At 43.4% G+C, this 15,652-nt stretch carries 16 protein-coding genes; 8 read left to right on the plus strand and 8 right to left on the minus strand.

From position 1 onward, the window contains the following. The first annotated feature begins 4 nt into the window (after positions 1 to 4). Positions 5 to 1,021, plus strand: coding sequence for a tyrosine recombinase XerC (locus SJY28_RS04760; RefSeq protein WP_379543633.1), 1,017 nt, complete (start codon positions 5 to 7; stop codon positions 1,019 to 1,021). Between the two features lie 40 nt (positions 1,022 to 1,061). Here the strand turns inward: SJY28_RS04760 and SJY28_RS04765 are convergent, their stop codons facing one another. Continuing rightward, on the minus strand, positions 1,062 to 1,931 hold the full coding sequence (locus SJY28_RS04765; RefSeq protein WP_379543635.1) for a nitrilase-related carbon-nitrogen hydrolase: 870 nt from the start codon (positions 1,929 to 1,931) through the stop codon (positions 1,062 to 1,064). Between the two features lie 287 nt (positions 1,932 to 2,218). On the opposite strand from SJY28_RS04765, the gene rpoN reads away from it, so the two are divergent. Then, positions 2,219 to 3,877, plus strand: coding sequence for an RNA polymerase factor sigma-54 (gene rpoN, locus SJY28_RS04770; protein WP_379543636.1), 1,659 nt, complete (start codon positions 2,219 to 2,221; stop codon positions 3,875 to 3,877). 359 nt (positions 3,878 to 4,236) lie between these two features. Then, positions 4,237 to 4,617 carry a ribosome hibernation-promoting factor, HPF/YfiA family gene (gene hpf / locus SJY28_RS04775; RefSeq protein ID WP_057758130.1) on the plus strand — a complete coding sequence of 127 codons (381 nt, stop codon included), beginning with the start codon at positions 4,237 to 4,239 and terminating at the stop codon, positions 4,615 to 4,617. A 220-nt stretch (positions 4,618 to 4,837) separates the two neighbouring features. Here the strand turns inward: hpf and thiS are convergent, their stop codons facing one another. The 4 genes from thiS to SJY28_RS04795 all read right to left on the minus strand — a co-directional run bounded on the left by thiS (position 4,838) and on the right by SJY28_RS04795 (position 7,124). Then, a complete protein-coding gene (gene thiS, locus SJY28_RS04780; RefSeq protein WP_057758131.1) occupies positions 4,838 to 5,038 on the minus strand; it encodes a sulfur carrier protein ThiS in 201 nt (66 codons plus the stop codon). 127 nt (positions 5,039 to 5,165) lie between these two features. Then, positions 5,166 to 5,540, minus strand: a complete 375-nt coding sequence (locus SJY28_RS04785; RefSeq protein WP_379543639.1) for a DUF423 domain-containing protein — start codon at positions 5,538 to 5,540, stop codon at positions 5,166 to 5,168. A gap of 24 nt (positions 5,541 to 5,564) precedes the next feature. Beyond that, a complete protein-coding gene (gene rpoH / locus SJY28_RS04790) occupies positions 5,565 to 6,428 on the minus strand; it encodes an RNA polymerase sigma factor RpoH (RefSeq protein ID WP_197099889.1) in 864 nt (287 codons plus the stop codon). Positions 6,429 to 6,668: 240 nt separating this feature from the next. Beyond that, complete coding sequence (locus SJY28_RS04795; protein ID WP_379543640.1) at positions 6,669 to 7,124, minus strand: sulfurtransferase TusA family protein; 456 nt, start codon at positions 7,122 to 7,124, stop codon at positions 6,669 to 6,671. 505 nt (positions 7,125 to 7,629) lie between these two features. Here SJY28_RS04795 and SJY28_RS04800 point away from each other — a divergent pair. Then, entirely contained in the window at positions 7,630 to 9,234 is a 1,605-nt protein-coding gene (locus SJY28_RS04800) for a M48 family metalloprotease (RefSeq protein ID WP_379543641.1), read from the plus strand. Positions 9,235 to 9,276: 42 nt separating this feature from the next. Here the strand turns inward: SJY28_RS04800 and SJY28_RS04805 are convergent, their stop codons facing one another. Further along, a complete protein-coding gene (locus SJY28_RS04805) occupies positions 9,277 to 9,726 on the minus strand; it encodes a GatB/YqeY domain-containing protein (RefSeq protein WP_057758141.1) in 450 nt (149 codons plus the stop codon). A gap of 203 nt (positions 9,727 to 9,929) precedes the next feature. Next, positions 9,930 to 10,145 (minus strand): 30S ribosomal protein S21, encoded by a 216-nt coding sequence (gene rpsU, locus SJY28_RS04810; protein WP_010195908.1) that lies wholly within the window; start codon positions 10,143 to 10,145, stop codon positions 9,930 to 9,932. A gap of 698 nt (positions 10,146 to 10,843) precedes the next feature. On the opposite strand from rpsU, the gene SJY28_RS04815 reads away from it, so the two are divergent. The 4 genes from SJY28_RS04815 (at position 10,844) to crcB (ending at position 13,683) form a co-directional block, all read left to right on the plus strand. Further along, on the plus strand, positions 10,844 to 11,215 hold the full coding sequence (locus tag SJY28_RS04815) for a hypothetical protein (RefSeq protein ID WP_379543642.1): 372 nt from the start codon (positions 10,844 to 10,846) through the stop codon (positions 11,213 to 11,215). 125 nt (positions 11,216 to 11,340) lie between these two features. Beyond that, positions 11,341 to 11,865 carry a c-type cytochrome gene (locus tag SJY28_RS04820; RefSeq protein WP_341609870.1) on the plus strand — a complete coding sequence of 175 codons (525 nt, stop codon included), beginning with the start codon at positions 11,341 to 11,343 and terminating at the stop codon, positions 11,863 to 11,865. 343 nt (positions 11,866 to 12,208) lie between these two features. Then, the gene (tsaD, locus tag SJY28_RS04825; RefSeq protein ID WP_379543643.1) at positions 12,209 to 13,267 is read left to right on the plus strand and encodes a tRNA (adenosine(37)-N6)-threonylcarbamoyltransferase complex transferase subunit TsaD; all 1,059 of its coding nucleotides are present in this window, start codon (positions 12,209 to 12,211) and stop codon (positions 13,265 to 13,267) included. 44 nt (positions 13,268 to 13,311) lie between these two features. Beyond that, positions 13,312 to 13,683, plus strand: coding sequence for a fluoride efflux transporter CrcB (gene crcB, locus SJY28_RS04830; protein ID WP_379543644.1), 372 nt, complete (start codon positions 13,312 to 13,314; stop codon positions 13,681 to 13,683). Between the two features lie 1,031 nt (positions 13,684 to 14,714). Here crcB and SJY28_RS04835 read toward each other — a convergent pair. Continuing rightward, the gene (locus SJY28_RS04835) at positions 14,715 to 15,605 is read right to left on the minus strand and encodes a LysR family transcriptional regulator (protein ID WP_379543645.1); all 891 of its coding nucleotides are present in this window, start codon (positions 15,603 to 15,605) and stop codon (positions 14,715 to 14,717) included. Positions 15,606 to 15,652 lie beyond the last annotated feature (47 nt).

Genomic DNA, 15,652 nt, shown 5'->3' on the forward strand with positions numbered 1-15,652 from the left:
TAATATGTCCATTGATAAAGACAGTCAGGCTGCGAGCTCAGCACCTTGGCTATCTACTGAGCTGGCAGCCACTATAGAGTCGGACACAGCGTTACGAGAGCTGCTAGCACCAGTGCATCGTTGGTTAAATACTTTATCGGTACGTAATCACTCGCCGCATACTTTGACTGCTTATTTCGCGGGTTTAAACCAGCTGGCGTTATTTTTACGTGGTAAGCGTTTGACGTGGACACGTTGTGATAAGCGCCAATTGGCCCAGCATATCAGTCAGCGCCTTGATGAAGATAAGCTGGCGCTTGCCAGTGTTCAGCAAGAGTTGTCTGCGATTCGGCATTTCTATGGTTGGATGATTGAAGAAGCGCTAGCACGTATCAACCCAACCACTGGCTATCAGCTTAAGCGTAGTCCTAGACCGCTGCCTTCTATCGCTGATGTCGATTTACTGACTCAGCTACTCGATCAAGAGATCCCTGATACACCAGAGCAAGCGCGCTTATGGTTGCGTGACAAAGCTATGTTTGAACTGCTCTATAGTAGTGGCTTGCGAGTTGGCGAGTTGGTTGCACTCGATATGGCAGATGTGGATTTGTCTGAGTTACGGGTACGCGTCACGGGTAAGGGTAATAAAACACGCCTAGTACCATTAGGGATAAAGGCTGCAGAAGCGATTAGTCGCTACCTGCCGCATCGTAACCTTTGGGTAGAGCAGATGGATAGCGCATTATTCATCAGTGAAAAGCTCGGCACCAGATTATCAACACGGGCAGTGCAGCAGCGTTTAAAAGTCGCTGCCACCCGCGCAGGTATTGCCCAAAACATGTATCCCCATCTATTGCGTCATTGTTTTGCATCACATATGCTGTCAGGCAGTGGCGACTTGCGCGCCGTACAAGAGATGCTCGGGCATAGTGATATTAGCACCACGCAAATTTATACCCACGTTGATTTTGCAAAATTAACGCAGGTTTATGATCGCGCGCATCCACGAGCAACTCATGCTCAAAATGAAGATTTGTCCTAGCAATTAGGCACGCAATCTACTGTCTACTGTATTTCATAATCTACGCCAAACGATGGCAATCAAAGATAGGCAGTTTTTGGCGGCCTTGCTCTTGCGCTTGCTTGTCTAATGACGCCATGACGATGGCATATTGTTTATCCAGTTCGCTATCGTCATAGCTTGCGATAACACTACTATCAAACGCTGTAATAGCTGCATGTCCCCATGTTTGACGAGTACTACCATCTTTATAAAGATGATCACCACCTTGCGCTGCGCCAATGACCATACATTGACTATCTAGAGCACGCGCCCGTAATAACAACGACCAGTGCGCTTGCCCAGTCAAGTACGTAAAGGCAGAAGGGGCACTCAATAGTTCAGCACCTGCTTGTCGCAGACGCTGCGCCAATGCTGGGAAGCGCAAATCAAAACATACCATCATGCCGAGCTGATAGACTGTATTGCCTACTGCTAATGGCGCAATTGCAGTCTGTGTACCCGGCTCAAAGGTCGCCGCTTCGTTATAGCTGCCATGCTTATCGGCTACAGTTGCGGTAAACAGATGAATCTTGTCGTAACGTGCGACACGGGTACCATCTGGTGCAAACAGCTGGCTCACTTGGCGCAATCTACCATCAGGAACGACAGTGCCATTAGGGCGATAATGGCAGGGTAACGAGCCTGCTAGTACATGGATACCAGCGGTGCGGGCGTAGTCTGCTATCGTCGCTGATAAATCATCAAAACGCTCAGCAGTAGCAGATTGCTGTCCCATGCTACAGCAGTTCTCAGGCAATACAACGAGCTTAGCACCTTGAGCTTGTGCGTCTGTGATGGCGGCTTTGATATCTGCTAGATTATCCTCAACATTCTGCTGACTGTTCATTTGAATAGCAGCGACGTTAAGTTGGTGGTTACTTGAATTCATGACAATATTCCTATTGGGTGTGAGCTGTATTGGCCATTTACCGTAATTTATTTATTATAATATTTTCGCGGTAATGAGCAGACTGCTCGTATTTATGGGTTGCTCATCCTTGCCAAGATGATAGTTTACTAGCGATAGCAAACCAAACGTATCCGGACAAAACATAAATTATCATAGCAAAATTGTGGCAAAAAATGCTATCGTCATGTCCTGATAAGATTTATGTCGTTACCTTTACTGACAGAATAAACACAATATCACTAAGATCGGAGTGCAATAAGCCGCCCATGAGTATGTCGTTCGGATTGGCGACCACGCTGAGCAACTCACAAAAGCTAACCCCGCAAATGCAGCAAGCCATAAAATTGCTGCAGCTCTCTAGTCTTGAGCTCGCACAAGAGGTTCAGGCAAAGCTAGATAGTAATCCATTACTTGAACGTATCGAAAATGATGACGAATACGACAGTGGTGACGATGAAATAGAGGAGTGGAGCGAGCCGTTGACGCTTGATAGCTGGAATCAAAGTAGCAGTGACTCATTCGACTCAGTACCTACTACCAGTACAGAGTACAGCAGCGATAGTAGTGATAGCTTCAGTGATAGTTTGGATAAGCTTCAACAGCCCAATATCGATGATAGTGCAATAGATGTAGATAGCTACAGCAGTTCTGATGCCGATAGCTTTGATATAGGTAGCTTTGACACGGGTAACTATGCTTCTACCGCAACAGGCGCTGGCAATAGTAGGGGTGATGAAGATTTCGATAGTTACCAAGGCGGTACTTCGTCCACCATTCAAGATCATGTGCGCTGGCAGCTGAACTTTAAGCGTTTATCAGAGGCCGATACGCTGATTGCAGAGTATTTGATAGACTCTATGGATGATATGGGCTTTATTCGAATTGATATAGAGGAGCTGCTGCAGAGCTTTGATACGATGGCAAGTTTCTATCAATGGGATGAGCGCGTTGAGAAAGAAGAGGTCTTGACGGTATTACGTATTATCCAGTCCTGTGATCCAGTTGGCGTAGGGGCGCGTAATTTAAGTGAATGCTTATCGATTCAGCTATCTAAGCTAGATGCCCACACCGAATATCTACAAGAAGCCCAAGCGCTGCTATCAGCGAGCGAATATTTGGTCAGTAATAATATTAAAGCACTGACAGAACGCACAGGGCTTGCTCCAGAATACATCACACCTGCGCTTACGCTACTACGTACCTTAAACGCTTCGCCAGGGCTACTGTTTCAGTCTAGCCAGCCCGACTATGCCCAGCCGCCTGAGAGCTATGATATTCCAGATGTGTTGGTCACCCCTGTTAGAAAAAATAAGGCGACAAGTAACTCTGAAGTAGAAGAGGATGGCTGGTATGTACGCCTCAATCCAGATACCTTACCAAAACTACGCGTAAACCAAGAATATGCCAACTTGGTCAAGCGTGGCGATGACAGCCCTGACAATCAATATCTGCGCGAAAACCTCACCGATGCACGGCTGTTTATTCGTAGTATCGAAGAGCGCAATCAAAACCTACTCAAAGTAGCGACTAGCATTGTACGCTATCAACAAGAGTTCCTGCAGCATGGTGCAACCGCTATGCAGCCCCTGATATTAAAGGCCATTGCTGAAGAAGTTGACTTGCATGAGTCTACGGTCTCACGCCTTACTACCAGCAAAACTATCTTGACGCCGCAAGGGTTGTTTTCTTTGAAACACTTCTTCTCATCTCACGTAAGTAGTGCTGATGGAGATATCTCATCGACCGCTATCAGTGCCATGATCAAAGAGCTCATCGCTGACGAAGATCCCAAAAAACCCTTATCAGATAGTCGTATCAAAGATGAGCTGTTAGCAGATGGTATCGATATAGCCAGAAGAACCGTCGCCAAATATCGTGAAGCAATGAATATTGGCTCGTCTACTCAGCGTAAACAGAAATACTAACTATCTAAGTTCATCTTTCTATAAGCTTAATGGCTACCTGTCTGTATAGGGTAGTACAGATATAAAAAATAAAATTTTTTGATTATATAGAAACCAAGTAGAAATAATAGGTATTGTTACACTTAATTACAATTTAACAGCTTGCTACTTGGCGATTTTCATGACAAATTAGAGTCATACCAACAACGAAACCCAAGTGCCGATTTATAGTATTTATTTACAACTAATAAAGGAGACGATAAAAGGATACGTCGACACATTACTAGAGGCATTGGTGTAGTTGGTGGTAAGGCAGGATGATAAGAGCAAGAATGCTACCTCATCTGTTGATTGTAAGTTACAAATAAAAGGACAACAATATGAATGTTTCTATCAGTGGTCATCATATCAGCGTTACCGAAGCTATGGACACAGCAGTACGCGAGAAGCTTGAAAAAGTAGAGCGTCACTTTGATCAGATACAAAGTATTCAAGTGATTTTATCGTTAGACAATAGCGGTGCTAGCGATGGCGGTAAAAAGAGCCATAAAGCTGAAGCAATTATGCGTGTCTCGGGTCAAGAAATGTTTGTCCAAGCGTATGAAGATGATATGTATAAAGCCATTAACGAGATGGCAGACAAGCTAGATAGACAAGTACGTAAGTATAAAACCCGTCAAGAGCGCAAAAAGACTCAGGGTGCAGGACGCGATAGTCGCTATCAGGATCTAACCCCTGCAGAAGCAGTACCAGCAGCATAGTTCGAGGTTAAAAATTTGAACACTATCGTTACAAGCTAGTGAAAGTAGACTAAGAGAATAAAAAATTTATAAGTAGCTGCGCATTAGTTTGTAATTGACATAAAAAAAGACCTCTAACGTATAATACGTTGAGGTCTTTTTTAGCATTAGTAAACTTAGTTGGTAAGCTTAGAACGAAAATAAGCTAACTGTCAGCTCAAGCTTATCTATCTAAACATTATTAACCACCGCCGACGGCTTGTACTACTTCTATATTCATACCTTCTACGATACGCAGTTGAGCAAGCTCGCTCTTTGGCATCAACTCGCCGTCGACTTCTACAGCGTAACGACCTTGGCTAAGACCAAGCTCATTGATAACCAGTTGCACAGTCTGATGAGTGGTTTGCAAGCTTTTACCATTGACACTAATGGTGCTCATACTAAATACTCCTTAATATTTTAAAATTCCTGTTTATCCGCTATTCACTACGTATCTTTTGTTTTGTTACTGATAGTTTGTCGCAGCTAATGCAAAGAGTTAAAAATTACAATAACTATTAAATAGCTCAACTAACTGAGTCCTTCAACCGAAAGGCGGAAATGGCTAACCATAGCCAACCTGCAATCATAAGAACACCGCCAATAGGCGTAATCGCACCGAACCAACGCGGTGCACCAAGCGTCATTGCATACAAACTACCAGCAAAAATCATAATACCAATTTGTAGTAACCAAGCGGTTGTCTGAGTAATATATTTCAAACGAATCAGTAAGCCAACAAGCAATAATCCTAGCGCATGTACGAACAAATACAGCGTTGCCGTATGCCACCATTCAAGCTGTTGGATGCTGACGCGGCCTTCTAAACCATGAGCACCAAACGCGCCCAGAGCAACAGCAATAGCCATATTAATTGCGGCAATACCGATCCAATTTAACATTGAACAACTCGTATCATCTTAAGGCTACTGGATATCATCTGGCAGAATCACACTATCAATGGTCATCGCATCGCGAATCTTGTCCATAGCATTTTTCTCGATCTGACGGACGCGTTCGGCTGAAATAGAGTAAACTGCAGCTAACTCATGCAAGGTGGATTTTTGCTCAGATAACCAACGCTGTTCGACGATATCGCGTGAACGATCATCTAAAGTACCCATAGCAGCGATAAGTGCTGATGAGTTGTTTTCTTCCCAATCCGCTTCCTCTAACTGCTCAGCTGGATCAATCCCATCTTCCAAAAATAGCTGAGGGGCATAGCGACCATCATCATCGTCGCTTGATTGTGCTTCAAACGAAGCATCATAAGAGGTTAGACGTGACTCCATCTCTAACACTTGCTTACGCGTGACATTCAAGTCATTAGCGATAGCATCCGCTTCTTCTAGTGTCAGCTGATTGTTAGTCTTCTTAAGGCTACGTAAGTTAAAGAACAGTTTACGATGAGCCTTGGTAGTCGCAACCTTGACGATACGCCAGTTGCGAATCACAAACTCATGAATTTCAGCTTTGATCCAATGTACGGCAAAGGACACCAGACGTACGCCTTTATTCGGGTCAAAACGTTTGACTGCTTTCATCAATCCTAAGTTACCTTCTTGGATTAAATCTGCTTGCGGCAATCCGTAACCCGAGTAACTACGTGCGATATGAATTACAAAACGTAGATGCGACATCACCAGTAGACGAGCGGCTTCGACATCACCTTCATCATAATAGCGATGAGCCAACTCCTGCTCTTGTACCGGCGTCAAAATAGGGATCTGATGGACAGTATTGATATACGCACCCAAGTTGACCCCTGGCGCTGACAGGTGAGTTGGCATAGCTGGTACTAAGTCGCGCGTACTGGTATTGCCCAATGCACTCGCGTCATAGGGTGGTCGCTGAGCAGCGGCCTTTAATGCAGCATCGCGTGCATCGTTTTTCATAGGAGCTGAGCTATCTTTTTTATTTGTATTTACAGCATCAGTAGAAGTATTAGCCATATTCTTGACCTTGGTTAAATAGTTAAGCAAATAGTCAGATAAAAATCTTTATGATTTAATTGTAAAGGATAGCAGCGCTTAGTTGCTATCAGTTTTGGTAATGATGAAGTGATATATTGTAGCGAAACGCTGTAATGATGTGCCATCAACTGACGAATGGTCAGTAACTTCATTGACCACTAGCTTCAAATAATCTGCCGATTGTGATTGCTGACTTTGTCGACAAAACGCTGTGATATCAGCTTGCGAGTTAGGGTCAGTTGCAACCACATACAGCGACTCATCAGCTTTTACGTCACGTAATGCCACTTTAGTTTTTAATAGTGGCATCGGGCATGCAAGACCGCGTCCATCAACGAAACCTTTTATATTTAGTTCAGATTGCGCTGTAGCTACATCATCTGATTTATGACTTTCAGTCAGTAGCAGCTCTAGTAAACTCGCAATGTCGTTCTGCTGTGCATCAGTCAAATTCGCTGATAACTGTATAGAATGCGATACACGTTCGACGACTAATTCACTAGCAGCGGGCATAACCTAAACCTTGTAGATATCTATATTTTAATTTGTTTTATTAGCAATAGGCTCTGATATTGAGTACGAACATAATCTATCAATCATAAATTATGAGGTCGTCATAACACTCACCTCAACCTACTATCATTGCTGCTTATTATACCAAATAGACAATGTATAGTTGCAGTTGAATATAATCAACGCTGCGTTCGGTTCACTAGAATCATATAACCAAGAGTTACACGATTAGCAATTGGCCTATTAGTAGTTATACGATTGAGACTTACTGCATAAATAATGACCCAATGAATAATTACACAGCCATGTTGCGCAATCGTGACGGGTGGCTAAGTTATTGGTAGTTAAGTTCATTGTATAATTGACCTTATATAGACAAGCTCGTATAGTCGAAAAGACGTCGTCAATCATCTTATAGGATATGCACTTGTACCAGGCTAATAGAACGAAGCGACCCAACAGCAACAAATCTTTAGTAGCCAAAAGCTTTGTAGGCTTGCCACTTATGTTATCTAAGCAAAAAGGTAAACGTCATTTCATGAGTGTAGCTGTGCCAAATAGTATCAAGATAGGGTTGTCAATAATGCTACTAGCCATAGCCAGCGGTGCACATAGTCGTGAGAGCCAAACGCTGCCATTGGCTGATAGCTCGTGGCAAGTCACAGATCCGCAAACGCTAGATCTACCAAATCTGCGCGGGCAAGGCTTGAGCTTTGCTGAGCAATATCAAAACAAAATGCTTGGCGAGTGGTCATTACAGAATATCAATGGCCGTGTCAGAATGGAACATGATCCTTGGGTACAAGAAACGATAAAAGACATGACATGGCGTCTCAATGCCCAAGCTCGTCAGCAAGCACCACTTGGCGTTGTTATCATTGATAACCCCAGTATCAATGCTTTTGCAGCGCCTGGTGGCGTAATCGGTATCAACACTGGAACAATACTGTCAGCTAGTAGCATGGATGAGCTGGCGAGCGTCGTCGCGCATGAAGTCGCGCATATCAGTCAACGGCACTACGAAAGTGGCGCTGATGAACGTAAAAAAGCCTTGCTAATGCAGCTAGGCGGTATGCTAGCTGCGATTGCTGCCTCAGCTGTCGATGGTGATGCCGCTGCGGCTGTGATGATGGGCAGTCAGACAGCCTCTATGAATAGCAGCATGGCCTTTAGCCGTAGTAACGAACGTGAGGCTGACCGAGTAGGAATGCAGATTATGACCCAAGCGGGTTATGATCCTCGGGCGATGCCACGGTTCTTTGCCACGATGAATCAGCAGAGTCAGTTAAACCAAGCTGAGAATCAATTTTTACCGAGCTTTGTACGCTCACATCCTCTGAGTAATGAGCGGTTGAGCGAGTCACAGAGTCGCGCCCAACAGTATCCAGCGCTCTCATTGAGCCAACAGCAGCGCCATCAAGCACTGTTTGATTTACTGTATTGGCGTGTGCAAGTGACTGGTAAACATGCGTCAGAAGTCACATTGACAACAGCTGCTAAAAACAGTCTTGGAGCCAAACTTGCGCTAATGCATTGGTATGGAGAGCAGCAACGCTTTACAGATGCTAATAAGGTATTGGCTGAGATAAATGCGTTATCAAGCACGCAGCGTCAAAATTTAGAGCCTCTATTGTCGATTACCCACAGTCAGCTACTGAGTGAACAAGGCAAATGGCAACAAACCGTAGATGTTTTAGAGAGCCAACAGCGCCTATATCCTGAGCGCCGTGACTTACGCCTTTATCTAGCCGAAGCTCTGACTAATAGCAATCAACCGATAAAAGCTCAAGCGCTGTTGAAGCCACTAACAGAACAGCAGCCAAGCGATCGTTATGCATGGCAAAGCTTGCAACTTGCCAATGAAAAACTTGCTAAGACCACCACTTCACCACAATTAGCCAATATCGCGACGATTAATGCATTGCGCTATCGCAGTTATGATCAGCTATGGAATGGACGCTATGAGAGTGCGCTGACCTCTTTGACACAGGCCAAACAATTGACGGAAAATCTGCAAACTACAGATCAGGCCAATAGTGCGCGTCCGTTATTGGCCAATATTAATGCAGAACTCAAAGCGATAAAAACCGCCAAAGACTTTAAGCCTTAGGCGGTTATTTGTACAGATTAGCCTGCCAATCAATAGCAAGTGCTAGCCTTGTAGCGCGTCTTTGACCATTTTAGAAATCAAAGCAGGGTCAGCACGGCCAGCTGTTTTATTCTTCAACACACCCATGACGCTACCCATATCGCGCATAGACGTCGCACCTTGCTCAGCGATTTCAGCATTTACCAATGCCATGATCTCGTCTTGATTCATTTGCTGCGGCATAAACTCGTTGATGATATCAATCTCAAACTGCTCTTTTGTGGCTAAGTCATCACGGCCATTTTCTGTAAAGATAGTTAGTGACTCTTGGCGCTGCTTTAGCTGCTTTTGCAAAACTTCTAATACTTGCGCATCATCAAGTTCTGTCTGACGGTCAATCTCGATTTGTTTCACTACTGACTGTACATTGCGCAGTACTTTGACGCGCTCAAGTTCACGAGCTTTCATTGAAACTTTGATATTGTCTGATAACGTCTGTTTAAGTTGGCTCACTGCTATTATCCTTATCGATCTGTTAAATGCTATTCGTTAGAGGTTGTTTGTTAAATTTTTAGAACAAAACCTGCTGATAGTGGTTTTAATAAAAAATTATGTCAGCAGTAATAACAAAAATTGTAGCATAAAAAACGCCACTGATATCGATTGATAACAGTGGCGTTAGTGTAGCGCTTGTACTTAGCTAATCAGATTACTGATTAGTACATACGAGTGGTACGAATAGTTTCGCGTTGTAACTTCTTCTTATAACGCTTTACGGCAGCAGCTTTTTTACGCTTACGTACTTGCGTTGGTTTTTCATAAAACTCACGCTTACGTACGTCTGATAATACACCAGCTTTTTCACAAGCACGTTTGAAACGACGGATAGCGATATCAACTGGTTCGTTTTCTTTAACCTTAACTGCAGGCATGAAGACTCCTCGATTAGGATGAGATATAAGGGCATTAGTTTGGCTGTGTATTAGTATTTAGCCGTAATATCTCAAGATTACAGGCATCAGCTCAAACTAGGACAATTCTCACGCATTAGCGTAAGGGCACGTATTTTAATAAAAAATACCAACAAAGTCAATGATTTTAAGCATTTATTGCGGATAGAGTATTCAATTAGATGGCTATTTGAATTTGGCTCACAAACTATGAATTCGACATATATACAACGCTTTATCAATAAAAAATCCCTACCGTCTATAACGGTTTGATTGGAGTTTATGCTATGATAATTCCCATATTATAGGGTCTATTGAACATTCAAATATTAGGGCTGCTGATGGCTAAAGTTACCCCAAACTAGGCGAAAACCGACGATAATGTCGAGACCTTAGCTAGGTTTTCAACAACGGTTGGGGTAATTTTAGCATCAGCCTTGAGAACGGATCGAGCAAAGCACTGCTTTGCCCGTTCGCAAGGCAAGAGCTGTGCTCGAGTGGAGGGCAGTACTCTTTTTTGCCAATATATGGCGAAATAATTTAACCTAGAATGACTAGGCTTCAACAATTTCACTGCATATTGTCTAAAAAATAGTGACTGCCAGCACCACATTTGAAAGTTCAATAGACCCTAGTAAGCCTATGAACCGTTTTGTGTGTATTTTATTGAGGATGTTGGAATGAAAAAAACAGTATTTAACACGGCATTAAGCACCGCACTTATCATAGCTTTAGGTGTGAGCGTGAGCGCTTGTAGTGGCGGCGAAGAGCATGAAGAAGTAATGGCAATCGATCGCGTTGACGAAGCTGCTGAGCTTGCCATCAAAAATGCGCCACCAGCTGAAGAAATGGAATTCCCAGAGACAGCACCAATGCCAGCGGCTGATGCAGCGGGTACAGAAGCTGATGGTACAGTTACTGCTGAAACAGGAACGGCTGACGCTGATACTGCAGAAGCAGCAGCTACTGATAGTTCGGATACAGCCGCTGCTCCTACTGACAGCGCTGATATGGCGGCTACTGACGATACAGCTGCAGCCACTGCCGAGTAACTTCGTGCTGAATTGACCATTAGCTCAATGGACTATTAAACAGTCGTTGGTCGTATATGTAAGTAATTTAAGCTGATATAACGCATCACTAATTGATTGCAGACTGACTAAGTAAGGGTAAAACCATGATTGATATACAACCGTATATGAACAAACTGAAATTGTCTGTAATCAGCATGAGCGTGGTATTTGCAGTGAGTGCTTGTAGCGGTGATAATACAGCTACTGAAGAGTCTGCAGTAGCCAATGAGCCTGCTACCGCTATAGAAGAAACAGCTGTAGCCGAGGGTACGACGCCTGAGTCTGTGATTGAGCCAGATACAGAATCAAAAGCAGCAACAGAGTCTGCCGACACAGTAGATGAGGCAGTGGCAACACCTGAAACTGATTCTGAGCTTGAAGTGTTGGCAGCAGATGCAGGTGCTAAACTGTATGAATCAAACTGTCAGGTTTGTCATGCTGCAGGTTTACTCGATGCGCCAAAGTATGGTGATACAGCGGCTTGGACAGCTCGTCTAACTAAAGACAAAGAAACGCTGTATATGCACTCGGCTAAAGGCTTTAATAAAATGCCAGCGCAAGCAGTAAATGGTGTGACCGAAGCACAAGTCAAAGCGGCTGTTGATTATATGCTAGCGTCGGTAAGCTGATACGGTATATATAGAGTATGTTAGCTATTGAAATTTGCTAAACTGGCTGTCATTGTGACTGACAATGACGGTTTTTTTATGCACGTTTTTTGTCATGCCAGTCTGAGAATATACAGCTGTATCAAGCGAATTCGAGATAGTGTGTGGCTGATTGTATTATAGTCGGTGAACTACTAAACCGCTACGGCGTTACCCTCCTTAGATGTACTACCTGTACAATCTGCAGTCGGCTGCCTTGTATCCATTTTAGAGTTCTTTGACTATAGTTATCCAGTTTCTCAAAATGATGTAAGATAAAAGTGCGACAAAAATAGCACGAAAACGAAAGTATAAAGGCAAAAGTATGAAAGTATTGGGCTTAGAGACCTCTTGTGATGAGACGGGGCTGGCGATTTTTGATAGTGAGCAAATAAATAGCGACAACCAAGGTTTGGTCGGGCAGGTACTGTACTCTCAGATTGAGCTGCACGCCCTTTATGGCGGCGTTGTGCCTGAGCTTGCTAGTCGTGATCATATTCGTAAGCTAGTACCGTTACTCAATGAGCTGCTCGAGCAGTGCGATATGAAAAAAAGTGACATTGATGCGATTGCCTATACTAAAGGACCTGGTCTAATTGGTGCATTGATGACGGGCGCACTATTTGGACGTAGCTTGGCATATGGTTTGGATATTCCAGCGATCGGTATTCATCATATGGAAGGCCATCTTTTGGCACCGCTTATGGGTGCAAACCCTCCGGCGTTTCCTTTTGTCTCGCTACTAGTATCTGGTGGGCACACGTTACTGATTGCTGCTCACGGTGTTGGACAATATGAGATATTGGGCGAGTCGATAGATGATGCGGCGGGTGAGTGCTTTGATAAAGCAGCTAAAATGCTAGGCCTGCCTTATCCTGGCGGCCCTAATATTGCCAAACTGGCAGAAAATGGCAACCCTGATGCCTATGCACTACCAAGACCAATGCTACATCGCGGTCTAGACTTTTCGTTTAGTGGTATGAAAACAGCCGTACATAATCTGATTAAGGATACGCCACATTCAGGAGGGTCGGGTAATGGCGCTGATAGTGATCCACAGATTCGTGCTGATATTGCCGCGAGTTTTCAGCATGCAGTGGTTGACACGCTAGTGAAAAAATGTGTCAAAGCACTTAAGCAAGCAGATATGAGCCGCTTAGTAATTGCAGGCGGGGTCAGTGCCAATACTCATCTGCGCGAGACGTTAGAAGCGGAACTGGCTAAGATCAATGCGACGGTTCATTATGCACCGCCTGCGCTATGTACGGATAATGGCGCGATGATTGCTTATGCAGGTTTTGAGCGCTTGCAAGCAGGACAGTCTGATGATTTAGCCGTTAGCTGTATTCCGCGTTGGCCGATGACAGAATTGCCAGCCGTATAAATGAGCATTTGGTCCAACACGTTTATATGAATTAAGGACAGTCTATGCAGTGGCTTGCTATTGGTTTGGGCGCAGCATTTGGTGCTTGTCTGCGAGCTTGGTTATCGCGTTTTAATGCCTTGCACGGTTGGGTGCCACTCGGTACTCTGAGCGCCAATATCTTAGGCGGACTGCTGATAGGGCTCGCGCTAGTATGGTTTGAGCGCATGGGTAGCAATCTATCCGATCATATACGCGTGTTCGTGATTACAGGATTTTTGGGCGGATTGACGACTTTTAGTACGTTTAGTGCAGAGGTGTTTGGCTTTATCCATGACGGGCGGCTGCTGGCAGGTTTAGCGCTCATCGGCTTACATGTTGGATTAACCTTATTGGCAACCGCGCTTGGATTTTATTTCTTTAAGCTAGTTTTATAGCCGTTGATAAATATTAATCGTTTAATAGTCTGTTATAAGTAGTTCCAAAAATACAGTCTGTTTTAAGTGGTCTGTTAATGGGATTGAGGGGTGAATTAGCTGGTTCCACTGGGGTATACCCTAATTTACAATCTTTACTTTGAATCGATAAGTACAAAAATATTTACTGATAATTTTTAGATGATTTACAAGATTCCTTGTAAAGGTTCCATTTTATTGACTTCTAATGGATAAAGCCAACTTACGCAAGAGATCTATTATAATATGAAATATATTCAGCCACTCCAGAACAAATAATACCAATGAAAAAAGTCATTAACCTCAAGCTCGGACTAGAGTAAGGAATTACTATCAAAGTGAATAACATAGATACTATTCCTCCAAAAATTAAGATCAGTCCTACCTCTGTTGCTTTATTATTAAATTTTAAAAAGAATAATAATTCTGAAAAAATATAAGTTATAAAAGCTGGAACACAATACACTAAACCTAAAACAGGTGACCCAAGTAAAGGAAATAAAAGACCACTCCATAAATCATTATGAGTATAAAAATTTTTATTCATTTGTGTTGTGAGCAATATATACAATATAAAAATAAAGCCTCCTATACTTGGTGCAATCAAACAATAAACGACGAGCTTATTCCTAAATATTTTCCTCATCATTTACATCCTTATGAGCTATGCTGAAGAAACCGTACAAGTAAACTTGGTAAACTAAGCGTATTAATCGGAGTTTATCATGACCAAGAAAGTAAGAAACTACAGTGACGAATTTAAAGTAACCGCAATATAAAGTAAATATTGAGTATGGCTACTATGTAGCGCACTGACCATAGACAGAACATGTATGATAGGTACACCATGAAGTACACTGTGGCTATATCAAAAAGTTAAAACCTTGATACCATTAGCCCACAGCCAAACATTCAAGTCCTCACTAGAGAACCATTATTTTCCCCAACGCCTATCATAACGTAAGAAAGTGAACGATATTTGATAACCAAAAAATATAATAAACAGTGGAATATTAAACTGGCTTTACAATCCCTTCCAATAAACTGGCAAATCCCTGCATATACGCCGTATCTTTACTTGAGGTACGCGTCGCGGCGTATAGCTGACAATGCACACCTTCTCCTAGTGGCCGCGAGACGACCCAACCTTTTTTCTCGTATTCAGCAACCACCCAATCAGGCAATGCTGCTACGCCGCGTTCACTGGCAACCAACTGAATCAGCATCGCGGTCAGCTCTGTCGTACGAACACTCTCAAAGCTTACTTGTGCTGGCGTCATAAAGTTAGCAATGATATCGAGACGTTTGGCTTCTACGGGATAGGCAATCAATGTCTCATTAACCAAATCATCAGGTTCAATAAATTTCTGAGCAGCTAAATCATGCGTTGGTGAAAGCACCAAACGACTCTCATATTCAAACAATGGCTGATAGCTGATACCGTCGAGCGGTAAATCACTGGTAGTGATAAGCAGATCAATATCACCTTCCATCAATAGATGATGCGGCTCAGGCTCAAACCCTGTGGCAAAGTCTAGCTCAACATCCGACCATTCACGGCGATAGTGGTTAAGTATTGGCATGAGCCAATCAAAGCAGCTGTGGCACTCTGATGCTAGGCGTAATCTACCTGCTTGACCGTGCGCTAAGCGTTTAAGGTTAGATTTGGTGCGAGTAACTTGCGGTAGGATATTGTCTGCCAATGCCAATACTGCTTTACCTGCGGGCGTAAAGCTAAGCGGGCGTGTCCGACGATTGACTAAGCTGATGTCGTAATAGTTCTCAAGCTCTTTTAATTGATGCGAAACGGCTGAGGCAGTAACGTGTAGCTCATCCGCCGCTGCTGCAAGTGAACCATGCGCCCGTAGCGCGGTTAACGTATTAAGATGACGTAGCTCAAGCATAATATAACCTAACCGCTAAGGTGAGAAAAATTCATTATAGTCATTAT

It is taken from the genome of Psychrobacter sp. R86515 (genome assembly GCF_042466315.1).
Lineage (GTDB): Bacteria > Pseudomonadota > Gammaproteobacteria > Pseudomonadales > Moraxellaceae > Psychrobacter.